Source organism: Paenibacillus sp. NPDC101420 (assembly GCF_050277435.1).
Lineage (GTDB): Bacteria > Bacillota > Bacilli > Paenibacillales > Paenibacillaceae > Paenibacillus_AQ.
The window spans coordinates 90,589-116,058 of the sequence record NZ_JBNNSE010000004.1; the positions used below are offsets into that span (position 1 = coordinate 90,589).

A 25,470-nucleotide genomic window follows, 5' to 3' on the forward strand; every position below is an offset into this window, starting at 1 on the left:
TTCTGCACTGCATGATTCTTTTATATTTTGTGCGGTCGTGGCGGAATTGGCAGACGCGCACGGTTCAGGTCCGTGTGGGTTAATCCCCGTGGAGGTTCGAGTCCTCTCGACCGCATACCTAAGTGCTTATAAATTAGCTGTACTTTTGAATTGCTCTTCAACCTGAAGAGCCTTTTTCTATTTATAAGGATATTTCAGATTTGGATAACTCTAATGTAAAAGAAGTGAAGCGAAGATGGAACCTAATGTAAATGTCAATACGAAGCGAAGTGTGAGGTTTCTTGAAAAATATTTTTCAGGAGAATCGTTAGATTATCGCCATATGATTGCTTTATTTATCCCTATTCTGGTAGATCAAGCCTTTATAGTGGGGCTAAATCTAGTGAATACGGCTATGATCAGTTCGTCTGGTGTGGCGGCTATCAGTGCGGTGAACATGATTGATTCCCTTAATCTTTTTCTCATTAGTGTGTTTATCGCGGTATCAACAGGTGGTACGGTTGTCGTAGCGCAGTATAAAGGAAGCGGTAATAGTCTTATGGTATCAAAAGCTACCGCAGGCGCGACTTCATCAGTTTCCCTTATGGCTTTTGTTATTGGTATGTTTGGTATTCTTTTTCATAATCCGCTGTTGAACTTACTATTTGGAGCAGCTTCACCCGAGGTAATGCACAACGCCCGAATCTATTTGATTGGAAGCTGTATCTCCTATCTTGGAATAGCTGTGGTAGAGGCAGTGTGTGGTGCTCTTCGGGGAATCGGAAGGACGAGAGCCTCGCTTGCGCTATCGCTCATTATGAATTTAGTTTACGTCCTCTTGAATCTCGTATTTATTAACCTTTTGCATATGGGCGTTCTAGGAATGACCATTTCTATAAATATAGCTCGATATTTGGGCGCGATATGCGCTCTGTATTATCTGTTCCGGATGGACAATGAACTGCATATTCGAATTCGTGACTTACTGGTGGTTCAATTCTCCATGCTCAAAAAAATAATGTTCATCGGTATGCCGTTTGCGGCGGAGCAGATGTTCTTTAATGGTGGTAAGATTCTGACGCAAGTCTTTATCGTCAGTCTCGGTACTTACGCGCTTGCTACAAATGCTATCGCCTCTTCCTTTGCGGGGATTATGCAAATTCCGGGTAATGCGTTGTCTTTGACGATTATTACAGTGGTCGGACAATGTATGGGAAGCAATAATGTTAAGGATGCTCGGAAATTTATTAAATCGTTTCTCGTAGCATCTTCCCTTTCCTTTGTGGTGATGGGATTGTTAGTTATGCCTTTCTTCCATCCGCTAGTGTCGATGTTTCATCCACCTGCGGAGATTGTGAGGGATATTTTCATAATTGTACTTATCAATACAATCGTACAAATACCGCTGTGGTCTGTTAGCTTCATAACACCGTCAGCGCTTAGAGCGGCGGGTGATTCCAAGTTCACATCCATGGTGTCTATGTTAAGTATGTGGTTGTTCCGTGTAGTACTCGGATACATCTTAGGTATTGTTCTTGATTTCGGTCTACTTGGGGTTTGGTTAGCTATGAACTGTGAGTGGGGAATTAGAGGATTCATATTTCTACGGCGCTTCATGGGTAAGAAGTGGGTTCAGCATCGTGTTATATAGTAAAAGTAAAAGACACCCCATGTGGGTGTCTTTTTGTTTGCCATGCATGTAGTATTATTCTTTGATCTGTGAGAACAAATCATTCAAAGCTTCACTCATTGTAGGGTGAGTAAAGATATGATCTCTCAAAAAGGTAAAAACTTGCCCTGTTTGTATTGCCATGCTCACGATATTAATCACTTCGCTAGATTCCGCACAGAACATTGTAGCTCCTAGGATTTTATTGGTTTTTGCATCCACAATTGCTTTTAGGAAGCCCTCGGTTTCGTTAATTAAGCGAGCACGTGGAATAGCTGCTGCAGGCAACTTAGCGACTTTAATTTCAAGTCCTTGTTCGACGGCTGCTTCTTCACTTATTCCTACTCTGGATAGTGGGGGATCAATAAATACACTGTATGGAACAACGTCACGGTCATTTGTGGTATGGGAATGATCGCCGAAGAGATCATTTCTTACAATTCTATAATCATCTAATGAGATGTAGGTAAACTGTAATCCACCTTTGACATCTCCGAGGGCCCATATATGGGGAACGGTGGTTTTTAGGGAAGGGTCCACCTTAATAGCGCCCCGATCTGTAACTTCTACACCGGCTGCTTCTAAATTTAATCCCTCAATGTTTGGTTTTCTACCTGTCGCAACCAGAACAGCATCGACTTTCAATTCTTGAATAGCACCATCTATCGAAAAGGAGATAACTGCTCCATCTTTAACATCCTTCAGTCCTATAACCTTTGCATTCAGTTTGACCTCAATGTTCTTCTTGGTAAAGGTTTGGAGGATGGCGTCCGCGACATCGCGGTCTTCTTTAGGAATGAATTTCGAGGAACTCTCCAGCACCGTAACCTGTGAGCCGAATTGACTGTAGATCGACGCGAATTCCAATCCAATATAACCACCACCAATGATGGCTAGTTTAGTTGGGAGCTCCTTAAGATCCATAATGGATGTGCTGGTATATACGAACTTACTATCTTGTATCCCATCAATAGTAGGAATGATGGTTTCAGCGCCCGTATTAATGAAGATTTTATCGGCGGTCAAGATTTTCGTCTCACCGGCATCCTTTACTTGGACTTCGTGATCCGATAAGAAGGAAGCTTCACCATTGATAACTTCTATATTCTCGTTCTGATTTAGATTATCGTAATTTTTTTGGCGTAGACTTGAAATAAGCTGATCCTTATTATGGACCGCTTCTATATAATCTTCCCCTTGATGGGCTTGATAAGCTAAGGATTTCGTAGGGATACAGGCGATGTTAATGCAAGTTCCACCGTACATTTTCTTAGAGCGTTCAATCACGGCTACTTTCCATTTTCGATTAGCTAGTTCTGTGGCAAGGGTCTTTCCGCCTTTACCGAAACCAATAATAATAGCGTCGAACTTGTTCATTTTAATACCTCCGGGTCACACAGGGTGTTTTAAATTATGCATTAAATAGCATGTTGCTTTATTATTACCCTAAATCCGAAGGCCATTAAACGAACGATAAAGAGATTTGAAGACGAAAAAGAGATCTCCTCTAAATGGAGTCTCTTGATGGTAAATATCGATCTGCCATCGATCATGATTGTTTGACCCGTAATATAGTCGGAATCTTACTATGTCATTTCTTCGATCGAACTCATTCTAGATGCATGTGCATTGCCGCCTTCTTTAACAATGAAAGAACTGAGTTCGAGGTACTCAGGAGGATCGCTTTTTGGTGTTCCGCTCGACATGAAACTGTCTAGGTAGGGGAGAGTGTAGGGAATCCCATGGTGATCACTGCACCGCCATCCTTACGGTTCCCTGCCGAAATCAGACCTCCTGAGCGCTCAACGATCGCACGGGATATGGCTAGTCCTAGCCCTGATTCGCCATCTTTTCCTTTTACAAATCGGTGGAACAGGTATGGAAGCAGATCTTCTGATATGCCAGGGCCATCATCACTAACGGAGAGCAGAACCTGATCATCTTTAACCGAAGCATGAATATAGATATGCTGGTTAGCATAACGAGTTGCATTGGAAACTACATTAAGCAGCGCCTGCAATAGCTTATCTCTATCGGCCCGGATCGTAAGCGGCTCGCAGTCATCGTAGGATACATGTAGGGTCAGTCCCTTTTTCATCAAAAGGGGGTTCATGCGTTCAATTGTTTCTACGACTAAATCGTCCAGAGAAAGCTCGCTAGTTCTAAATATATCCTCCTCACTATCCAGCTTCGCAAGCAGGGTCATTTCAGTAACGAGCTTCTTCAGACGACTACTCTCACTCATAATAATATCCAGACCTTTATCGATCCCTTCCCCCTCGAAGATACCATCCTTAATCCCTTCAGCATACCCAGAGATAGACATTAGTGGGGTCTTTAATTCGTGTGAGGCATTCTGGAAAAATTGCTTCTGTACGTGGTTAAAACGATTCAATTCGCCAGCCATGTCATATACCGACTTAGCGACAGCGCCAATCTCTCCGCCAGCTTTGATTAGCTTAACATCCGAAAAGTGGCGTTCCTTTACCTTTTTCAGCTCTTGCTGCAGCTTCATTAGAGGTTGGATTAGCTTTTTCGTGATAAACAGGCCAAATAGGAGCATGAATGCCCCTGCTGCACCGAAAACGATTAGAAGTCTTTTGAGCAGAGCTTGTTCAATCGTTGTAACTGCGCTCATAGGTGTAAGCAGAGTTAGCGTGCCTATCGGGGTGGACTTCACTTCCGTTATATATCTTGCATCTGTTCCATTCCATATGTTCTGGAGATCCGAGGTTTGACCTGCGACAAACTGCGTATTGGAGTTTACCGCGATTGAACTCATGTTCGATGAGGTGGACAATACTTTTCCTGTCTCATCGCTAAGAATGGCCTCGACGCCTGCAGTACCAACAGTAGAAGGCATGATCACGGGTAACGCATGGAGTTCAGTCCCCATGTCGCCCTTGTACGTGCTTCCCTCAATCATAGTGGCTGACATGGCAGAGCTAATGGTTCGCAATTCTGCCTTTTGTGTACCGACAAAATGATTGAGCAGTACAAAGTGGATCACGACAGCGGTAATAGACAGGAGCAGTACCAATACGATGCTAAAGGCTATATTAATCTGATGTGCTAGCTTCATTGATCTCCATTCCCTCCTCAATTCGCATACGATAGCCATGTCCCCAAACGGCTTCAATCGGCAGCAGGTCTAGTTTTTTCCGCATTCGTTTAATTAAATGGTCCACGGCGCGGTCGCTCCCGAAATAGTCATCTCCCCAAACATAGGTTAACAGCTCATCTCTTGTAAATGCGCGGTTTGGAGAAGCTGCAAAAACTTTTAGAAGGGTGAATTCTTTGCTGGTAAGTTCAATTTCATTTCCGTGCCAGAACACACGTCTTTCCTCCAATAATAACTGTAGGTGGCTAACTTCAATTTGCGTCGATGGGTGTGGGGTGCTAATTGCGGGTTCCACGGGATTACTCATTTTATACCAGCGTTGTAACTGGCGTTTAATGCGAGCAACTAGCTCCCGGGGGCTAAATGGCTTGACCAGATAATCATCACTGCCAAGCTCTAAGCCTAATATTTTATCCACTTCATTATCTCTTGCGGAGATCATAATAATCGGTACCTCGGCTTCATTGCGAATCCGCCGACAAAACTCGTACCCGTCCATGCCAGGCAACATTACGTCGAGCACCCACATATCCGGTGGGCTTGTCTGCCATAAGGTCCATGCTTCCTCAGCGCTGCCAAGGCCGATCGTGCGGTAATTTTCTTTTTGTAAATAGGCTTCTACAAGATTACGTATATGCTGATCATCGTCTACTACGGCAATGAGATAGTTGGTATTCATTTCGTTACCTCCAGAGTATTCTTCTGCAATTATATCAATCCATAGGTGGGTATAGGGGTCTGCCATCGTTTTTCCACAAATTAACCAATGTTATGCCACACCCATTTTGTAAGCTTGGACTTGTAAGATCATTCAAATCGACGAGGAGTGTTGTATTTATGAATCAACAGATGATATTTAAAAAGTTAGCGTTGTCCGCCCTACTAGTGTCCGCAGTTGCCGCACCGACTGCAGTGAACGCAGCTAGTGGAGCAAACGATCAAAGTGCGAAGACAACAGCAGCAGCCGTGGTTACTCCAGCAAATAGTGGATCACTTTCTGCAAGCTTAATAAGCTTTGATTGGGTAGATCCCCTGGAACTGGCTAAAACATACGCACCTAATACTCTGGAAGACTGGAAGAAGACTTTGGATCAATATTATAAGGCTGCTGGATTTAGTATTACCGCAGTTTCTGAGCTTGTACCTTCTGAGCAGGCGGAGGGAGTTAAATTATCGAAAGAGATTGGATCAGCTGAAGCTCTGCCCGTGAGTTACATTGAAGCGGGTCGCAGCGTTGATATCCAATTACCTGAAGCTCAGAAGATGGAGAGTGTTGTCTCTACTTCAATTAAAGGTGTAGCGGCAATTGCGGCTGTAGAAGCGACTGGAGCTACGATTTCAATTCAAGAACTTAGTGAGGCTGATAAAGCCTTCTTCAAAGCCCAAGAGGATCTGAATAGCGCGGCTAAAACCAAAGATTCCACTGTGATTAAGGAAGCTTTAACTAAACTATTGGATCAATATAAAGAGAAAATCAACGCGTTAGAAACGTCGAAGTAACAGTGATAACCGCAGCTTGATACAGAATAGAGAGAATGAAAAGGTAAAAGCAAAAAGACACCTCGAGGGGTGTCTTTTTGTTACGTAAATGTATCTAGTCCAACCCAATTTCGCTTTTTGCTTGAACCCTTGCCCTTTTCCGCCAATTCACTCCGATCACCCCGGCAATGATCATCACCGTGCCGGTCCAATGATACCATTCCAGCTGTTCATTCAGCAGGAGTACACCGCCAAGAATAGAGACAACCGTCGAAAGACTGCCGAAGATACTCACGCGTGAAGCCTCCATTCGGGATAAAGCATAGTTGGAGAGGAAGGAGGTCACGAGGGAAGATAGCACACCGAGATAAATCATGGAGAATATGAATTTTGGCTCCTGAAAAGGTGTGAAATATTGATTCAAGGTTCCTGCCGATCCATGTTTAATGATCGACAATCCATTAAAAAATATAAATCCAAATAAAGTAATCATATAAGTGAGCTCTTTAGGACTCCAAGTTCGTGTCAGCTTTCGGGCCGCAACATTATAGCCGGCAAGGGATAGCGCTGAGATAAGGATGAGTAAGACGCCCCACAGACTGGAGGAAGAAATACTCACGCCCGGAATGGCAAAGATAAGAATGATGCCTGCAACCGAGATTAAGGTGGAGATCTTCTGGAAACCGCTCGTAGTTTCTTTCAAGAACATCGCTGCTAAAATGATGGTGAAGATGGGCATGGTCGCCTGAATAATGCCCGCTACAGCAGATGTTGTATGCAGAAGTCCAAAGGCTTGAAGTGTAAAGTACAACGATGGGTATAGTAGAGCAAGTGGGATTACCACTGCTGCCTTGGAAATACCAAACTTCACCCGCCCCCATCCTGGAAAAGTAAATAATGAAGCGGCAAGGAAAGATAACGTGAAGCGGTGAGCTAACGTATCGAATGGGTCCGAGACGGTTAAAGCCATTTTTACAAATATAAAAGAAAACCCGACAATAATAGCATTCAAGACAGCAGCTACTATCGCTTTTTGAGTAGAAGATGTATTCATCTATAAGACCTCCAAAGTGTTGCGCGCATTTAGGACCGGTCCTGTTATGCTCTTTATTCTAAGGCTAGAACAGCTGTGCTACAATGTAATTATTGTTCATCTGTACCGGTACAAAATAGACTCGGAGGTAGGTGAAGGGCATATATAAGTATTCGGAGTTAATCAACGATCTGGAATTACAAATCGCTGAAGATACATATCGTGAGGGCGACAAGTTACCTTCTATTCGAGAGCTAGCGCTACGTTATGACTGCAATAAGAGCACGGTTATTCGAGCACTCCAAGACCTTCAGGACAAACATCTAATCTATGCCGCGTCAAAGAGTGGATATTATGTCATGAAACGCAGTGGGGAACAAAAAGAAGAGGGGGCGCACTGGATTGATTTTACAGCATCTGCACCGGACCCGGATATTTTTCCGTATCTAGATTTTCAACATTGTATTAATAAGGCGATCGATATGTACCGTAAGGATTTGTTTATCTATGGAACGCCGCAAGGGCTGCCGTCTCTGATCCGTGAAATGCAGCGGCAACTGGCCTCTTATCAGGTATTTGCTGATTCCAAACAGATTTTTATCACCTCTGGTGTGCAGCAAGCACTTGGACTCTTAACCCGTATTCCTTTTCCAAATAGCAGGGAGCGTGTGTTGATTGAACAGCCGAGTTACCCACTGTTTATGGAGTATTTGAAGACGTACGACATCGAGACAGAGGGGATACAGCGTTCGGATGACGGGGTGGACTTGAATGAATTAGAGCGGTTATTTAAGACGGGCCAGTTCAAGTTCTTCTATACCGTTCCACGGTTTCATAATCCGCTTGGCGTTTCCTATACCCGCAACCAGAAGAAGGCGATCGCCCAGCTTGCAGCTAAATACGATGTGTATATCGTTGAGGATGACTACATGGCAGATCTGGAGCAGGATACGAAGCAAGATCCGATTTATTCCTATGACAATACATCACACGTTATCTATTTAAAAAGCTTCTCCAAGATTATATTCCCAGGTCTGCGCGTTGGTGTGGCTGTACTTCCTGAGGTGCTCTGTGAGTCCTTTAACCGATTCAAAAGACTGATGGATATAGATAGTTCTATGCTGTCTCAAGCTGCCTTGGAGTTGTATTTAAAAAGTGGAATGTTCGAGCGCCACCGAAAAAAGATGCGTTCCTGCTACGGAAAAAGGTCCATGCTCCTCCATGATTCGATTATGAGGGAGGCAAATGCAGCGTCTGAACAGCATTATTCCTATGTTCCTGCCAGTCAGCTGGGCGTGCATACGTATCTGAAATTGGAGGATAACTTTAGAACAGAGCAGATGATCAAACGGCTGCAAAAAAAGTTCATTCGAGTGGAGATGGCGGATAGCGGTTACCTTCCCTATTTTGCGAAAAAAGAGAGAATTCTAAAGCTCAATGTATCTAGTGTAAAAGAGCCTGATATTTCTTCTGGCATTGCACAGGTGATTCGAGAAATACGCTGAAGTAGCATCTTATGAATGTTCTATCTTAATAAGATCCATCAGTTGAGAGGCGACCTCCAAGCTGTTATCTTCCCCTCAATTATGCCCCAATCCTCATTTCTCGTAACCCATAGTTTTTCTCTATCCTCCATTCAGTGAATTAAATAGGTGTTTGATTCTCCTCTAACAGGAGGTTTTATACTTGGTTCAGGTCGGCGGCCAGAAGAGAAATCCAAGGAGGATTATAGATTATGAGATGGATTGAGATCATGCTTGTCTTATTTAATGTATTGATGTTGGGTGGGTTAATGCTAGGACGCCCTAAATCACAACGCGGGTGGCTGATAGGCGGCGGAATTTCTGCTGTTTTACTGCTTGTCCACGCTTTCGTGGAAGGATTGCGGTGGCCGATGATCCCAATGTATCTGGTCACACTATGGGCGATTGTAGGAGGGGTAATACCTTTCTTACGATCCACAGCAAGGATAGAAAGAAAGTCGCGACAGCGCTGGAAGACACTAATTATTGGAGGAGTTGGAGTGGTTTATGCTGCTGTGTCCATTGCGCTGCCGCTCCTATTCCCTGTATTTTCTTTTGCGGAGCCCACAGGTCCTTACAAGATAGGAACCATTACCTACCATTGGACCGATTCTGCAAGAGAAGAAAAATTTACGAAAGCATCCGGTGATTCCCGCGAATTAGCGGTGCAAATCTGGTATCCGGCAAGTTCGGAGGCTACTGGAAAAAAGGCGCCCTATTTATCTGATCCTGCTCCCTATATAGAAGGATTGCATGAATTTTTGCACCTGCCGGAGTTTTTATTCTCAGGGTTTAAGCTGGTCAACACCCATGCTATTGCGAATGCCGGATTAGCGGATACAGAATCTAAATATCCTGTGCTTCTATTTTCGCATGGATTTATGGGCTACAAGAATCAGAACATGTTTCAAGTCGAGCAATTGGCAAGTCACGGCTATATTGTCGTAGGGATTGAACATGCTTATAGCAGCGTGGCTTCGGTATTTCCAGATAAGCCTGTGGTGAAGTTTGATTCAGAAGGAAAAATGGGCTATGAGCAAATGAAGTATTCTTTTATGGATCGGCGTAATGAAGTTTGGGTAGAAGATGCGAAGTTTGTGCTTGATCGAATGGAGGCCTTGTCTGCGAACGACCCTAGTGGTCTGTTTACTGACCGGATCGATCTTGAACATATGGGCATGTTCGGGCATTCCTTTGGGGGAGCCGCGACGGTGCAAATGCTGCTGGATGATCAGAGAATACAAGCAGGCATCGATATGGATGGGGTACTTTACGGTGAAAAGCGGATTCCTACAGACGGCCTAAAGAAGCCTTTTCTGCTCATGAGTGCCGATGACACATTAAAAGGAGTAGACCAAACCACTGATGCAGAAATCACCGCGCTTGGGACGAACAGAGAAGAAATTACAGCCTACTATAATGAGCTGTTTGCCCGTTATGAGCCGGTAACCGCAGGTGGAAACTATTGGATGACATTCAAAAAAAGCACTCATATGAGCTTCTCCGATCTATATCTGCTCACCCCGTTGTTTAAATGGATGGAGGGTGTGGATGTGAGCGGAACGCATGAGCTGATTAATGAGTACACGCTTGATTTTTTTGACCATTATTTAAAAGGGCAGTCCTTGCAATATTTGAACATCAACCTGGGAGACCATCCGAAGTTCATACTTCAACAAGGCGCAGAGTGAGAGTTCTCCTGCCCGAGTTTCCATTGTAATCCTTGCATCAGCAAGGTATTTCCTTCTACAATAACATCCCATTTGGGATTGAGAAGCAAGCACAGTTTATTAAAGCGTTCTATCCGTTCGGTAGGAGCAGTGTGCATGCATTGAGCATATTGACGGAAAAAGGCAGCTTTATCGCGGAACTGCTCTGGATCTGCATACAGCATCACAAAATCTTCAACAATAGCCTGTACAACAGCGCTGTCTGCTGATAATTTGTGTTGCAGGGCTGCTTCCACCCGGACTCGGATACTCTCCAGCGTTCTGATCCAGGACGCAGCGGGAACACGAGGGTGTCTGACCATATTGAGGAAGGGCAGTTCGAATCGGACAAGCTCCTCCATGTACTGCGCATCATTCATTAGCGCTTGCAGCTCATTCCAAGCTACGGTTTGCCCAGCTGTCACTTTGACTTCATTGATAATATATTTATTGAACAAATATAAAAAAGTATTCTGCCATTCGGATGGCAATTGACTGAACGGTTGCATTTCTTCTATTTTACTGGAGATGAACTCGTTTCGTTTAGCGGTATTCATGGACAAGGAGTCAGCCAGCTCATTCATGTAATCCATGGAATTGCCTGATGAATCATGCGCTTGGGCTTGGCGCAGAATCGAAATCATATTAGTCAGCGTATTAACCTGCGTCTCCAGTGCTTCGATTTGCCAGTTGAGTGCTGTATTGAGCTGAATCTCTCCAGCGATGACTTGGCGGATCTCGTCAATGCCAAAGTCCAAATAACGCAGTGTTGTGATCAGCCGCAGGCGGGAAATATCTTCGGGAGTATATAACCGATGTCCACCTTCGCTGTGACTCGATGGTTTCAAAAGATCAATGTCGTCATAATAACGGATGGTTTTAATGGTTGTGCCCAGCAGCTTAGCCACCTCGCCGATGGTTTTGGTATCTTTACGCAAGAAATCACCCCTTCTGATGGAATCATACGATGTTGGAATTGATTGTACCGAAAGGAACAACAACTTTCAATTAGAGCTTACATTTGGATGATTGTAGGGCAAACTGGGATTACGGCGTTTACTGCTGGGAGGTTTACCATTCCCATAACGCAAAACAGCGATCCACCAATAACGGGGGAGCGCTGTTTTTTACCGCAACTATTTATCGGTATAGATGATGTCTCTTATTGATCTTCTACTATCTCTGACTGCCAGCCTAACTGTCTGCACATCTCGCTCATTTTGCGAATATTCAGCCTAGCCTCAATCCGGGTTAAGCCCAATCTGATCGAAGTATCCGCAGCCCAGCGAAGCAAATATACCAAGGTATCAGCCTGCGCTTCTTTAGCCGCATAATCTAATAATACAAGGGTATTGTCTACGACACCGGCGCGTACATATCCCCAATAGCTGCCATCAAATTGCCGTATGGTAAACAACTCGCGATCCTCTGTCACTCCAACCTCTTCTAGTGGACTCTCCAGATGCTCCAGCCACTCCTTTTCAGAAGTGAAATGTAGTGTATATTGCGGAATGTTCCACTCAGTTGTCTGGGTCGCGAGGTCGGCAAGCTGCTTACTATTTTCTAAAGGGATCCAATTTTCCAAGGGATGATCTAACTCTGCGGGAACGTCTACGACTATTTTCCAGGGTCTGTGGTTTACTTCTACGCCAATGGACCCAAGGATCTCAGGTATGCCGACACTTTCCAAGCCTCTTTGCTTGGCGATCCGAATAAGTGCTCTCAGTGCATCCGGTGAACCTTTTGCAACATCATTACTATGCATGACTACAATGGTTCCATTCTCAAGCGTAGGTTCAACTCTGGCAACGATCTCTTCAGCAGTAATACCAGACCAATCTCCGCAATCAAGGCCTTCAATATCTAGATAATCGCCCCATTCTGTCAGCCACTCGAGATTTTCTTCCCGGAATGAGCAATATGGAAAACGCATGAAATTGGGAGAAGGGAGACCCGTTGCGTCCTGATAGGCCAGCTCAGTCAGCTTCAACTGCTCTAAGAATACCGCCTTTGGTACTTGGGCCATTCGCCGATGATGATACGTATGCGGAGCAAGCACATGACCCCGGGACAGGATCAATCTCGCCTTCTCTGGATAGCGATCCATCCATTCCCCAGTGAAGAAAAAGGTGCCGACAGCACCTTCCTCCTCCAAAACATCAAGCCATAATTCAACCGGAAGCTGGGAAGGCCCATCATCAAATGTAAACGCGCAGATGGCTTGGTTCACATCGCCTTTCCAAACCGCTTTAGCTGACATATTGACGCCTCATCTCTATGGTTATTTAGTAAAAAAAGTTCGGCAAGAACTCTTTATTGGCTTCCAGCATTTCATCCAGCATACGAACCGCCACATCTACAGATGGAACGAGTGGATGATGCACCATTGCCTGAAGGGCAAGCGCACGGTCACCGGTCACAGCGGCATCAATGGCCAGCTGCTCGTAGGTTTTTACAGCATGAATAAGCCCTTTGGCCATCGGTGGAATCTTAGTCAGTGGTAGAGGTAGTGGTCCGTTCTTGGTGACAACACAGTTCACTTCAATGCTTGCATCATCTGGCAAGAAGTCCAGTATGCCACGGTTAGCAACATTCAAGGTCTGGATGTCGTTTGAACCGTTATAGAGCGATCTCATGAGATTAACTGCTGCTTCTGAATAGAAAGCACCACCGCGTTGTTCTAGCTGTTTCGGTTTCTCGCTCAGCTCTAAGTTGGCGTATAGCTCAAATAGCTCTTCTTCTACGCGTTTGACGACTTCAGCGCGGTTGATACCTTGCTTAAACGATTCCATCTGCTCTTCGAGCATGGCATCCGTCATATAGAAATATTTCAAATAGTAGGAAGGCACGGCGCGAAGAGATTTTAGGAATTCTGGATTCCACTCTCGGGCTGGCACGTTCTTGGCACTGTAGCCCTCTGTGAGCATATCATCCAGCTTATCTTCACCTTCAACGTCGATTCGAGTAATCCAGTGTAAGTGATTCAGACCAACGAATTCGGCATAAACACGGTCGGCAGCTACGTTATATTTGGAGGATACTTGTTTGATCAGACCGATAGGTGCATTACAGAGACCGATACTCTTTACTTTGGAGTATTTCAGAACAGCCTCAGTGACCATTCCTGCAGGATTGGTGAAATTGAGCAGCCATGCGTTAGGAGCCAGCTCTTCGATATCCCGGCATACATCCAGAATGACAGGGATCGTACGCAGTGCTTTCATCATTCCGCCAGGACCTGTCGTTTCTTGACCAATGACACCATATTTAAGAGGAATCGATTCATCACGTGCGCGGGCGTCAAGCATACCGACACGCATCTGAGTGCTGACGAAGTCTGCACCTTCGATAGCCTTCCGGCGGTCTGTTGTAAGATGAACTTCAATCGGAAGCCCGGATTTCTCAACCATGCGTTTAGCGAGATTTCCAACGATATTCAGCTTGCGAAGTCCAGGTTCGATATCTACGAGCCATAGTTCACGAACAGGAAGCTCCTTGTAATGAAGAATAAATCCCTCTACCAATTCGGGTGTATACGAAGAACCCCCACCGATAACTGCGATCTTTAATCCTTGATTAGTTGCCAAGATCAACCACTCCTGTCTTTTTTGTTTGTTGGATCGATTCATAATCTTGAAATTGCCGCATGGTCTCATACGCTTCACTACTAAGGGTCAAACCATCTTGATCCATCGCGGACCAAACGGCACCTACTACGGGCTCTGTGGCAAGAGTCACCACAGTTGCTTGTGGAGCTGCGGCTTGTACAGCTTTCTCAATAGGTCCGCGAATCCAGCCGCGATCCCCACGGGTTAGCAGACTTCCCGCCAGAACCACATCGAAGGTGTCCTGCTCCATCCCAAGCTTGTGGATGACTGCAGCAGCGGACTTCCCTAACTCAACGCCTTGCCGATTTAGAATCTCTAAGGCTACAGCATCTCCTTCAGCTGCTGCCTCGAAGAGCAATCGAGCAGCATGAACAGGGACCCTTTTCCAATGATTGAGGAAATCATTAAACATATCTGCAACTTCCTCATAACCTAGTAAGTTGAGTAGAAGTCCGGTTAAGAGGGTAGGTTGCTCCCGCCCATCCCAAGCTCTTATGACAGAACGAAAGACTTCAATGTTGAGAGCACCGCCACCACCGAAGTCACCGTACATGTAGTCAAAGCCACCACACTGATAGTGCTCTCCTTGCGTGTTTCTGCCTGCCGAATTGGTGCCTGTGCCACAGATTAGTGCAACTCCATAAGGGCGAGTCGTCCCTGCACGTAATCCGATCATGGTGTCACAGTTAATGGTGTAATTGATAAATCCGATCTCGCGAATCATTGGATGGAGAATGAGATAATCGGCCTCTCGGTCAGCACCGGCAAGCCCAAGATAGGTATGTTGGATGTCCTCCAATCGGAGTCCAGCCTCATCTAGTGCCCCGAATGTGGCCTCTCGAATGCTGTTGGCTGCCTCAAGTGCGCCTGTCTGGTGGTTGCCGTTACCGCTCCTGCCCTTACCGAGAACATTGCCATGTTCATCGCATAGCAGAGCATAGGTTTTGGTGCCTCCACCATCGATCCCCAAGTAGTAAGTCAATGGTTGTCACTCCTTGTTTATATGATTTAATTAATTGGAAGTAGTAGATTCCCGTACAATTAACTCTGGGTCAATCTTTACTCCAGCTCCGCGCTTCATCTTTCCAGAGATACGCTTTAAGAGCATTTCGGCAGCTGCTAATCCAATTTTGTCCGAAGGCTGACGGATCGTTGTTAAATATGGATGAAGCTGTGAAGCAATATAATGATCATCATAACCAATCACAGCTACTTGTTCGGGTACCCGAATGCCAGCTTCCATTAACGCGTTGATGACGCCAAGGGCGATATTGTCATCGCCAGCGAATACCGCAGTAGGTAATTGTCCTTCGTTCAGCCAACGCTTGCAGGTTTCGTATCCCATTCCAATTTCGAAATCACCATGTACAATCTCAAATGGAGTAAGACCTTTTTCCTCAAGCGCTTGTAGGAATCCGGCACGCCGCTCCCGCGTACTACGGAACATCTCCTGTCCACATAGATGAGCGATTGACGTATGACCGAGCGCTAACAGATGACTGGTAGCCATGTAGCCACCTTTGAAGTTATCAATCGTGATAGAGTAGGTGTCATTCTCAGGCTTTTGGTTATCAATCAGCACATAGGGGATGCCGCGCCGTTTTAATTCCACAATATAATTATCCTCTTCCATCGGAGAGAGTAGAAATAAACCGTCTACACGATCCTCCTGGATTAAATAATGGCTATCATCCGATTCGATGCCTGCTGAGATGGAGATGGCCAAAAAATAACCATGCATCGCTAAGACTTCATTCAGCTCTTTGACCACTGCGTCAAAAAAAGAATCCTGCAGGGTCGTGACAATAATCCCGATAATTCCCGTCTTACCGCTTGCCAGACTGCGTGCAGCTGCATTAGGGCGATAATCCAGCTCTTTAATGGCCTCCAGCACCTTCTGGCGATTATTCTCGCGTACCGATTCGGCCCCATTTAAGACCCGGGATACGGTTACAACCGATAATCCTGATTTTTTGGCTACATCAAAAATACTCACTTTCATCTCTAGTTCTCCTCGCGGCAGATTTTCCGATCCTGTTTTCTACCTTTAGTATACAGGGTTGGCAGACTGTCCGCTAAACGTATGATTTCAAACAGGTATACCGTCCCTAAAGGGACGGCATATCTGCCAAATATTAACGATGAATGATCTCCGTAACTTTTTTCTGAATCGTCGTCATCACCTCTTCCACCGTCTTATGTCCAGTTTCTACTGGCTGCAATTCATTAATGAACATGTCATTAATTTGCGAGTAGTTGGTGATCAAATGGTTGTAGGATTCGAAGCCATAGTTCACAGCACCCTCGTAGACATTTTTGATATCTTGTGGATCGATGCCATCAAAATGTTTATAGTAAGCTTCAGCAGCTTCGGTGTTGACTGGCGGGTTACCGCCACTAAGCTCAATGGATTTCTCCTGCACTTCGGTAGTGATCAAATATTTGATCCATTCCAAAGCTTCCTTCGGATGTTTGGAGTCCTTCAAGATCAGCAGCGGATCGACGTAAAGTGTGCTGCGTACCTTATCGTTGCCTCCCCATGGTACAGCGGCTACGCCGATTTTGAAGGGAAAGTCATTCGCACCTGCAAGGTTCCATGAGCCACCGATAGACATCCCGATTTTGCCTGCAACAAAGGGATCACCGTTCTGTCCAGCTACGCTTTTGCTCCACTCGGAGGAAGGAGAGACTTTATCTTTGAAGACGAGATCAAAGAGTTTGTTGTAGGCAGCAATCACTTCAGGGGAATCAAAATAAGTCTCGGAAGGCACGCCGCCATTCGTCCATGTATCCTCTGAATAAGGCTGCGCTCCAAAATATAATGGCCGCATATCGCGTTCAGACCAGGTGAAGTCTACGCCATATTGTGTTTTGGCAATATCATCGGAGACGAGAGTCATTTGTTTAGCCTGGTCGACCATCTTTTCAAACGTCCAGCTCTTATCTTCATAATCGCTTGTTGGGTAAGTCAGTTTGGCAGCATCAAACATGTCTTTGTTATAGAGCATCAAGGTGACATACATATTAACTGGGATACCATATGTGTGATCTTTAACCTTATAAATGTTCATCAGGTTCTCTGGGATGTTGTAATCCGCTGCCTTGAAACCATCTTCTTTTAAAAGGTCGGTCAAATCGAGCAGCATATCCTTGTTGTAGTATTCTGCGAAACCTCCATAACCCCAGTGACTTGTCACATCGGGTGATTTGCCACCGGCAATTAGCGTTTGCAGCTTGCTGTCGAACTGCTCATAAGGTGCTTTTTCCACTTTTACTTTAATGTTCGGGTGCTGCTTTTCGAAATCAGGAATTAATTTCTCGACAAATGTCCGGTCTTCTGAATCTATTGTGTAATGGGTGATGGTTACCGTTTCTGCTTTGCCTCCTGAATTAGTCGAGCCACCAGTTCCTTCAGATAGAGTGTTACCTGCCGATTTGCCGCCGCTACAGCCTGACAATGCCAGAACAACAAGCATGGTTGTTGCAAGTAAAAGCGCACTACTTTTCCTGTTCTTGTTCATTAGCTAAACCCCCATGATTTCAAGTATATTTGGCCGCCCGGATGGCGGATTATTACTTAATCCCTGTAAGTACAATCCCTTCGACGAACTGTTTCTGTGCTACAGCAAACAGCGTTACGATAGGAACCATAGCTAGAACCGAAGCGACCATCAGCAAATGCCAAGGTGGAATGCGGAATCTCGATGAGGTGAGAGAAGCCATCCCGACGGGTAGCGTGAACTTCTCTGACGAGCTTAGGTAAAGCACCGGTGTAAGCAGATCGTTCCAGTTGTAGATAAAAGCAAAGATAGCTACAGTTGCAAGGGCGGGTTTGGAGAGTGGGAGTGCTATAGTAGCCCACATCCGTATTTCGCCGCATCCATCAATGCGTCCGGCATCAAACAGCTCTTCAGGCAACGTGGAGAAGAATTGGCGCAGCAGGAAAATGTTATAAGCTGAGCCGAAAAAAGCAGGCACAATCAAGGGTAGGAAGGTGTCGATCCAGTTCATTTGCGAAAAGAGTACGAATTGCGGAATCATAATGGCTGGATAAGGCAACATCATTGTGCTCAACAATAGGATGAACCATATCTGATTCCCTCTACCTCTGAATCTGGCGAATCCATAGGCGACCAGTGCTGAAGAAATCAAGGTGCCTACAACGCTGAGGCCGGCAATAATTAAACTATTTTTGTAAAGCGTACCGTACTGCAGGGTATCAAATATTTCTGTGTAATTACTCCACTGCCAGCTCTCTGGAAGAAAGGTGGGTGGGAACTTCAGCATCTCACGTTTGGACTTAAGTGAAGTGGAGACCATGAAGAACAAAGGAAGCAGCATCAGAAATGTTGTAACTACTAAAGTAATAAAGCTAAAAATCTTAACAGGCTCCACTTTCCGGCGGCGTTTGGTTCCTTTAGTCTGGGGGCTTAGCGCTCTGACTGTACTCATTTGCGTCCGCCTCCTTCGTAGTGAACATAACGGTTAGACAATTTCATAATTAGTGCGGTGCACAGCATAACTACGATGAGGAGCACCCATGCCAAGGCTGAGGAATAACCGGCACGATATTCTTTGAAAGCACTGGTGTAGAGATTATAGACATAGAACCAGGTGGAGTAATTTGGACCTCCTTGAGTCATAACAAAAGCTTGGGTAAAGACTTGGAAGGAATCGATCAGTCCCATAATTAGTTGAAAAAGCAGCACGGGAGAGATCATCGGTAAGGTAATGTTCAAGAAAATTCTGAATCGTCCGGCACCGTCAAGGTTAGCGGCTTCGATCAAGCTAGCTGGTACGCCTTGCAGACCTGCGAGGAATAAAATCATTCCTGAGCCTGCTGTCCAGAACGTCATGATGATCAAGGCATATAGTGCAGTGTCGGGGTTCATCAGCCAAGCCGGTCCATGAATACCGAACCAGGAAAGGATGTAATTGAAGAGCCCGATCTGCGGGTTGAAGATCCAGTACCATAGGAGGGACATGGCCACGCCGGATACCATGCTTGGAAAATACATGGCCGTTCGGAAAAAGCCGCGCAGGGGAATGGTCTGGTGAAGCAATAGCGCAAATCCAAGACCGAGAACAAGCTGGATAGGTACACCGATGAAGGTATATCTCAGCGTGACAACCACCGATTTCCAGAATAGGTCATTGTGAAACATCTCTGTGTAGTTAGCGAGCCCGATAAACTTAGGTGGGTGTATGATGTCATAATCAGTAAAGCTGAAGTAAAGCGATGATAAGATAGGATAAAGGGCGAATACTAGGAAGCCGATAATCCAAGGAGAAATGAACAGATACATGTAGAAAGTCTGCCGCCTGTTCTCGCGATTGATCATGACACACCAACCTCTCATTTTAAAGTATAAGCGCTTTAACTTTTGGTCGTGCTAATACTATTAAGTAGCAATAATAATAGATACCTTGGTATTAAAGTTTAACCGCTTTAACTTTTTTGGTTCGCTTGATAAGCTTATCATAGAGGATGATCACTAAATAATCAATACTTATTTTTAACTATAAGAGCGCTATCAGTCATTAAACATAACATTAACCCTATTATTTTTTTGAAAAGTCCCTCGAAAAAGACTTCTAAGGTTTTTATGATAGTAATTATAACATGTCAATGTTATTTTCGATTGATATTTCTCATGCTATGATTAGGTTTGGTCATATTTTGTTAGAAATGAGGAAACTGAATGACGACTAGACCTTACTTGAAAATGATCCAGCATTCTGTTACAACCTCAGGGATTACCTTTGAGGAAGTTACACCGAATTTCGTATATAGAGCTACGTGTGGATTGAAATCATTTGTGATGGTAGACGCTGAGATCGGACTAAACAACAGTGCTTCTACGATCATTGCTATGAGTAAATCTCTAACTTATGACGTTTTGCATAAGGCGAATATCCCCGCGGTAGAACATATTTATTTGCCACATCCTGACTCCAAATTTAACAACTTAAATCCTTATTCATTGGCTGAACGTTATTTCCAAACGCTCAATGGGGTGGTAGTTATGAAGCAGGATAACGGGGCACAGGGAAATCATGTGTACAAAATTAATGAGATAGCCGATCTGCACGAAAAGCTGGATTTATTATTTTCTTTACAGCTTAATGGGGCAATAGGTCCCTATTATGAAGCGGAGATTGAGTATAGAATCGTAACTTTTAATCACCAGGCGCGTGTATTCCTTGGCAAAAAAAGAGTTCGCTCTTGGAAGCACAATTTGATTAACGGGGCTGTTGCTATTGAGGTTAGCGATCAGGCCAAACGAGCGGCGCTTGCGGCGCTTGCTTCCGAGACCTCTAAAGCGATGGGCCTTGATTTCTGCTCCGTGGATATTTTGGAGACAGATCAAGGCCTCAGGGTGATCGAAGTGAATCATAAGGTTATGCTAGATGAGTATTGTAAGCAGAATCCAAGTGAAGTGCCAGCGCTATCTGATCTTTATCAGGAAGTCATTCTCCAGCGCTTTGAGAAGCTATAAGCCGATATCGAGCAGCGATTGCCCGAATAATCTTTTGGCATTTCCGATAAAGGTTTGCGTGCCGACAATTACAATAATCTCGGAAGACGAGCGAGTTTGTATGTGCGTTAGAGCGTCCTCTAAATAGGGGAACTCGTAACTTTGTTCGATAAATCGGTTGGCAACATGGAGTGCATCTGTAGGAAAAGAAAGATGACTAATATCGGGCTTTGTGATGATTAATTGATCCGAGACCGAACTCATCACTTCGATAACCCCTGGGTAATCTTTATCTTTAGGGACACCGATAATTGAAGTTACAGCTCGGCTGCGGTCAGGATTCACCAGTTGAATAAGCTCAGCCAAATAGCATGCCGACTCTTTATGAATTGCTCCGTCAATTATCGTTAATGGATCATGGCAGATCACTTCACAGCGACCCGGCCATTGCAATTGTGCAAAGCATTTGAGAACGAGTTCCCTATTCAGAGGACCACTTGTAATATCCTCACATAGTGCGACTGCAGTGGCTGCATTTAGAGCTTGAAATTGCCCCAATAACGGAATCGTTAAGGACGGGTAAATTGCTTGATTTGTCTGAACATTAAAAGTAGTTCCAACGGGTGTTATTGCAATAGAGTCAGCCTGGAACTGCTCCTCATAATACTGGACAGTGTTGGAAGTGAGGTTCGCTTTTATAGTCGCAAGTACGCTCGATTTCTGTTTGCTAATATAGACGTTAGTAGCCTTGTTTTTGACGATACCCAGTTTATGTAGTGTAATGCTGTTCAGGTCAGGTCCCAAATTAGCTACATGTTCCTCCATAATCGGAGTAATGACAGCCCAATTATTCTTCAGGACATTCGTGTCATCAAACCTTCCGCCTCTTCCACATTCAATTACATTGAAATCGGTATGATTCTCCTTGAAGTACAACGTCGCAATCGCCAGACCCACCCCAACAGGACCTTGATACTCATCAGCGGCAAGCTGATCTTCAATCGTTTGAAATCCCTCGCGAACCACATTTCCTAATCGTACAAAATCCTCTGCGGATATGGCCCGCCCGTCAATCCGTATTCTTTCGTTGAAATCCACCAGATGAGGGGAGGTAAACAAGCCCACTTTATAGCCTAGGTGACTTAACAAAGAAGAGATAAACCTTGAGGTGGAGCCCTTACCTTTACTGCCTGTGACTAGTATGTATTGTTGATCTCGATCCGGATTTCCGACTAGTTCCAGCAATTCTCTGGTTAATTCCGGTCGTCTAACTTGTCCATCCAAAGTTTCTGTGATGTTGTTAATGGCTCTTAGATAAGAGCTGTAGATCATATCTTCTACCTGGGCTTGTGAAGTGAATTCCACGATCATCGCTCCATTTAGTTAATTTTTGCTCGTTCTTCAGATAGTGTCGTGTAGATGATTATCGGAAGTAGTATCAGAGAAATAGCAACGGTCAGAGCGATGCTCCAGCTCAAATCCTTATACAGCTGTACTACTGTAAACAATAGAGCAATTACAGGCAAGACCAGCTTATTTAAGTGTTTTAAGAATAGGGAGTTCATGCTTCTCTTTACGGTAACCGATGTGCCGATACTGGGGATTTCTAGTTCATTTCGTGACAAAGCGGTGATTCCGATAAATAAGTGGCTGTCGATAAATTTGAGCTGATCATCCTCCTCATTTAGCTTGATCAACTGGGCAATATGCTCAGTGTCTATATCTAAGATGGGGACGGTGATTTCTTTGTTGTTATAGGTGATGACGATTTTGTCGGTCTCTTCCATACCCAGCAGCTTTCTAACATTGGGGTGAATTCGGCATAGATTTTGGTGCTCATCAAAAGGGTAGGGATGCCCTACTCTTAGTGTAAGCTCTCTTTTGCCAATAAAAAGATTTCCTAATGCGGTTAAGGGCCGTTTGATTCCCAAATGTATAAGTTTATGTATGCCTGGCTTGGACTGAGGACTTGTTCTTGCACGGGTAATAATTAGTTGATCATCCTCAGTGGCATGAGTCTCAAGTAACAACATGATATATCTGTTGAAATATAGTGCATTCGGCTTGGCTGTGTCATCCTCTTTTAACGTTAAGTTTACCCGAAAGCCATTCTTAGGATTAATCAGCTCTACATGGTTCGAATACTTGCGGACGAGCGTTGGACAAGCTTTGGCATAAGGTTTGGCAATCTCGTCCACTTTAGGAATTCCCCGAAAAATCGTGTTGTACTCAGGTTTAGTAATGGTTAATCCTGTTATGGGGCAATCTCCTAGCTTGTCCTTTGCTCTTTTAGATAATTGAATACTGCCTCTAGGGATATCACTTTTAGATAAAAGCAAACAGCTAACCTGAGCATCATTCTCTGCTTTAAGCTCGACAAAGATATGGTGGACTAAGCCTAATTCAGCCAGCTCATCGGGGTTCATCGTGAGTTCTTCCCGGGCAGTATAGCTTTGTTTGTCCAATAGGGTGAAGGTCTGCTCGATATTTATGTTAGGCACCTCCCAATTGATTGATGATTTGTTTGAGGGAATGAATGGTTTTTTGGAATAAATCAAATGATTTCGGGTTACGATAATTTCGATTAATTTCAATTTGAATACTTTGAACTAACAGCTCTTTGGTGGAATACGATGTGACCGTTCCCGGATGAGATGCAGAAAATGTATGGTTTTGATGAACATTGGTAATACCATTATTGAAAAAAATACGTACGACTTCATTTATATTATTTTCTTGTATGGAAGTTCCGTGTAATGTACCTAAATCAATATCAAATTCCCTATCCTTAGAGGCACCATGCAAGTCTATAACAAAGTTAATTTGATGTTCTTTGACAATTGTTCCAAGTGCAGTCTTATATTCTCCGCCAAGGATGTAATTGGGGTCTTCTTTGGAGAAGCTATTGGAATAGATACAGTGACAATTGGTGAGCTTTTGTAACAGCAGCGCAAGAGAACCTGTATACATGTCCGCAGGTTTTACTGCATGCTCTCTATAGTGGTTAATGGCATGCGGAGCAGACACAAGGACAGGAAGAGTACCTTCTACAATGGAGTAAGAGGGCTCTACCCCGATATCGCCAAAATAATTATTATTAGAGAATTGTAACTCATACTTTTCGATCAGAGATAAGATATGCCATCACCTATTCATAGTTATTTTAAAAAATATAAGAAAGTCGAAGGCGTTTATACTTGTCTATTATAACGTTTGAAGATTTGTAATGGCGAGTTTCTGCAATAAAATGGTTATTGAATTGTTCCAAACGGTGTGCTAATATTTCAATTGAAAACGTTACCGATAAGGATACCGGAAAAAGCGGAGAATATTTAAGTGAAATGAAAACGCTGACATTATTCTCGGTTGAGCAAGCTCGGAGACGTCTTTAAGAGAAGTGATTTAATAAAAAGTTCGAGGGGGAAGAAAAATGAAGAATATTAAAAAATATCTAGGGCTCATGTTGGTAATGTCTATGGTTGTAGTCTTGGCAGCAGGGTGTGGGAATAAAGAGAACAATACAGCAACCAATGCTGGAAACGCTTCATCTGGTAAAAATGGATCGGTTTACTTTTTAAACTTCAAGCCTGAAATTGCAGAAATATATGAAAAAATCGCTAAGGATTATGAAGCGGAGACAGGCGTTAAAGTAAAAGTCGTAACAGCTGCAGCAGGTACTTACGAAACCAAATTGAAATCCGAAATTTCTAAGTCCGATGCACCTACGATCTTCCAAATTAATGGACCTGTTGGTTTCCAAGCGTGGAAAGATTACACCTTGGATTTGAAAGATACTAAGCTATACAGCTACTTGTCCGACAAAAGCTTGGCTGTAACTGAAGGCGAAGGCGTGTATGGTATCCCTTACGTAGTTGAAGGATACGGTATTATCTACAACGACGCCATTATGAAGAAATACTTCGCTTTAGCTGACAAAGCTGTTTCGATCTCTTCCACAACTGAAATCAATAATTTCGAGACTTTGAAAGCAGTAGTAGAAGATATGACCGCTAAAAAAGATCAACTGGGTATCAAAGGCGTATTCGCCTCGACTTCCCTCGCTGCGGGTGAACAATGGAGATGGCAGACTCACTTGGCTAACTTGCCACTGTACTATGAATTCAAAGACAACACTGAGTTTGATAACACAGTTCTTGCCGGTCTAGCTTCTAAGGAAGTTGAATTCAAATATAACGATAAATTCAAAAACATCTTTGATCTTTACATCAAAAACTCTGTGACTAAAGAATCCCTTCTGGGTAGTAAATCTGTAGCGGACTCCATGGCTGAATTCGCACTTGGTAACGCAGCGATGGTTCAAAACGGTAACTGGGCTTGGTCACAAATCAATGATGTAGATGGTAACGTAGTTAAAGCTGAGGACATCAAATTCTTGCCTATCTACACAGGTATGGAAGGCGAAGAAAAACAAGGTCTGGCTGTAGGTACAGAAAACTATTTGGCAATCAACAGCAAAGCCTCTGCTGAGAACCAACAAGCTTCTATCGCATTTTTGGAATGGTTGTTCTCCAGTGAAAAAGGTAAAGCTTATGTAACGAACGACTTAGGTTTCATCGCTCCATTCAACACGTTTGAAGACAGCGAAAAACCAGCAGATCCACTGGCTAAAGAAGTATCCGCTTGGATGGAAAAAGATCTGACTTCCGTAGCTTGGACATTTGCGGCATTCCCAAGTGAAGAGTTCAAAAATGTCTTTGGTGATGCGCTCTTGCAATATGCTCAAGGCAATAAAACCTGGGATGAAGTTGTAACCATCTTTAAGGACACTTGGAAGGCTGAAAAGGCAAAATAATAAATGCATGGAAAAATGATTGAATAACTCTCAGTTGTTATAAAGATAAAAGCTTAG

General features: G+C 44.1%; 21 protein-coding genes and 1 tRNA gene. 7 read left to right on the top strand and 15 right to left on the bottom strand.

Going from position 1 to position 25,470, the window contains the following annotated elements; translation table 11 throughout:
• Positions 1–31 precede the first annotated feature (31 nt).
• Both ACQKMP_RS18350 and ACQKMP_RS18355 read left to right on the top strand, forming a co-directional pair.
• A tRNA-Leu gene (locus ACQKMP_RS18350) sits at positions 32–115 on the top strand.
• Positions 116–235: 120 nt separating this feature from the next.
• Entirely contained in the window at positions 236–1,630 is a 1,395-nt protein-coding gene (locus tag ACQKMP_RS18355; protein WP_042184093.1) for an MATE family efflux transporter, read from the top strand.
• A gap of 54 nt (positions 1,631–1,684) precedes the next feature.
• Here the strand turns inward: ACQKMP_RS18355 and ACQKMP_RS18360 are convergent, their stop codons facing one another.
• The 3 genes from ACQKMP_RS18360 to ACQKMP_RS18370 form a co-directional block, all read right to left on the bottom strand.
• Entirely contained in the window at positions 1,685–3,025 is a 1,341-nt protein-coding gene (locus ACQKMP_RS18360; RefSeq protein WP_427470345.1) for an FAD-dependent oxidoreductase, read from the bottom strand.
• Positions 3,026–3,362: 337 nt separating this feature from the next.
• Positions 3,363–4,730 carry a HAMP domain-containing sensor histidine kinase gene (locus tag ACQKMP_RS18365; RefSeq protein WP_339244312.1) on the bottom strand — a complete coding sequence of 456 codons (1,368 nt, stop codon included), beginning with the start codon at positions 4,728–4,730 and terminating at the stop codon, positions 3,363–3,365.
• Positions 4,708–5,448: a response regulator transcription factor gene (locus ACQKMP_RS18370; protein ID WP_339244313.1), complete on the bottom strand. Its 741-nt coding sequence runs from the start codon at positions 5,446–5,448 to the stop codon at positions 4,708–4,710. Before ACQKMP_RS18370 ends, ACQKMP_RS18365 begins: the two co-directional genes overlap by 23 nt.
• Before the next feature lie 158 nt (positions 5,449–5,606).
• On the opposite strand from ACQKMP_RS18370, the gene ACQKMP_RS18375 reads away from it, so the two are divergent.
• Positions 5,607–6,269, top strand: a complete 663-nt coding sequence (locus ACQKMP_RS18375) for a hypothetical protein (protein WP_427470347.1) — start codon at positions 5,607–5,609, stop codon at positions 6,267–6,269.
• A gap of 94 nt (positions 6,270–6,363) precedes the next feature.
• Here ACQKMP_RS18375 and ACQKMP_RS18380 read toward each other — a convergent pair whose 3' ends face one another.
• Entirely contained in the window at positions 6,364–7,302 is a 939-nt protein-coding gene (locus ACQKMP_RS18380) for a DMT family transporter (RefSeq protein WP_042184104.1), read from the bottom strand.
• A gap of 140 nt (positions 7,303–7,442) precedes the next feature.
• Between ACQKMP_RS18380 and ACQKMP_RS18385 the strand changes: the two genes are divergently transcribed.
• Positions 7,443–8,786: a PLP-dependent aminotransferase family protein gene (locus ACQKMP_RS18385; RefSeq protein WP_427470667.1), complete on the top strand. Its 1,344-nt coding sequence runs from the start codon at positions 7,443–7,445 to the stop codon at positions 8,784–8,786.
• 230 nt (positions 8,787–9,016) lie between these two features.
• Complete coding sequence (locus tag ACQKMP_RS18390; protein ID WP_427470348.1) at positions 9,017–10,495, top strand: alpha/beta hydrolase family protein; 1,479 nt, start codon at positions 9,017–9,019, stop codon at positions 10,493–10,495.
• Here ACQKMP_RS18390 and ACQKMP_RS18395 read toward each other — a convergent pair.
• From ACQKMP_RS18395 to ACQKMP_RS18430, 8 genes are all read right to left on the bottom strand, one after another.
• Positions 10,477–11,451, bottom strand: coding sequence for a MerR family transcriptional regulator (locus ACQKMP_RS18395; RefSeq protein ID WP_262495650.1), 975 nt, complete (start codon positions 11,449–11,451; stop codon positions 10,477–10,479). The genes ACQKMP_RS18390 and ACQKMP_RS18395 overlap by 19 nt on opposite strands.
• Positions 11,452–11,675: 224 nt before the next feature.
• The gene (locus tag ACQKMP_RS18400; RefSeq protein WP_042184106.1) at positions 11,676–12,773 is read right to left on the bottom strand and encodes a polysaccharide deacetylase family protein; all 1,098 of its coding nucleotides are present in this window, start codon (positions 12,771–12,773) and stop codon (positions 11,676–11,678) included.
• Between the two features lie 25 nt (positions 12,774–12,798).
• Positions 12,799–14,142, bottom strand: coding sequence for a 6-phospho-beta-glucosidase (locus ACQKMP_RS18405; protein WP_339244320.1), 1,344 nt, complete (start codon positions 14,140–14,142; stop codon positions 12,799–12,801).
• A complete protein-coding gene (locus ACQKMP_RS18410) occupies positions 14,090–15,103 on the bottom strand; it encodes an N-acetylglucosamine kinase (protein ID WP_339244321.1) in 1,014 nt (337 codons plus the stop codon). Before ACQKMP_RS18410 ends, ACQKMP_RS18405 begins: the two co-directional genes overlap by 53 nt.
• 30 nt (positions 15,104–15,133) lie before the next feature.
• Positions 15,134–16,123: a LacI family DNA-binding transcriptional regulator gene (locus tag ACQKMP_RS18415; RefSeq protein ID WP_042184112.1), complete on the bottom strand. Its 990-nt coding sequence runs from the start codon at positions 16,121–16,123 to the stop codon at positions 15,134–15,136.
• Positions 16,124–16,256: 133 nt separating this feature from the next.
• Positions 16,257–17,642, bottom strand: a complete 1,386-nt coding sequence (locus ACQKMP_RS18420; protein ID WP_339799748.1) for a sugar ABC transporter substrate-binding protein — start codon at positions 17,640–17,642, stop codon at positions 16,257–16,259.
• A 52-nt stretch (positions 17,643–17,694) separates the two neighbouring features.
• The gene (locus ACQKMP_RS18425; protein WP_427470352.1) at positions 17,695–18,573 is read right to left on the bottom strand and encodes a carbohydrate ABC transporter permease; all 879 of its coding nucleotides are present in this window, start codon (positions 18,571–18,573) and stop codon (positions 17,695–17,697) included.
• Positions 18,570–19,463, bottom strand: a complete 894-nt coding sequence (locus ACQKMP_RS18430; RefSeq protein WP_042184117.1) for a carbohydrate ABC transporter permease — start codon at positions 19,461–19,463, stop codon at positions 18,570–18,572. The genes ACQKMP_RS18425 and ACQKMP_RS18430 overlap by 4 nt, the downstream gene beginning before the upstream one ends.
• A 360-nt stretch (positions 19,464–19,823) precedes the next feature.
• Between ACQKMP_RS18430 and ACQKMP_RS18435 the strand changes: the two genes are divergently transcribed.
• The gene (locus tag ACQKMP_RS18435) at positions 19,824–20,621 is read left to right on the top strand and encodes an ATP-grasp domain-containing protein (protein ID WP_427470354.1); all 798 of its coding nucleotides are present in this window, start codon (positions 19,824–19,826) and stop codon (positions 20,619–20,621) included.
• Here the strand turns inward: ACQKMP_RS18435 and ACQKMP_RS18440 are convergent.
• From ACQKMP_RS18440 to ACQKMP_RS18450, 3 genes are all read right to left on the bottom strand, one after another.
• Positions 20,616–21,965, bottom strand: a complete 1,350-nt coding sequence (locus tag ACQKMP_RS18440) for a bifunctional folylpolyglutamate synthase/dihydrofolate synthase (protein ID WP_427470356.1) — start codon at positions 21,963–21,965, stop codon at positions 20,616–20,618. The genes ACQKMP_RS18435 and ACQKMP_RS18440 overlap by 6 nt on opposite strands.
• Positions 21,966–21,979: 14 nt before the next feature.
• A complete protein-coding gene (locus ACQKMP_RS18445) occupies positions 21,980–23,026 on the bottom strand; it encodes a hypothetical protein (protein ID WP_427470358.1) in 1,047 nt (348 codons plus the stop codon).
• Positions 23,027–23,093: 67 nt separating this feature from the next.
• A complete protein-coding gene (locus tag ACQKMP_RS18450; RefSeq protein WP_427470359.1) occupies positions 23,094–23,627 on the bottom strand; it encodes a hypothetical protein in 534 nt (177 codons plus the stop codon).
• Between the two features lie 403 nt (positions 23,628–24,030).
• On the opposite strand from ACQKMP_RS18450, the gene ACQKMP_RS18455 reads away from it, so the two are divergent.
• A complete protein-coding gene (locus tag ACQKMP_RS18455) occupies positions 24,031–25,413 on the top strand; it encodes an ABC transporter substrate-binding protein (protein ID WP_427470361.1) in 1,383 nt (460 codons plus the stop codon).
• Positions 25,414–25,470: the final 57 nt, after the last annotated feature.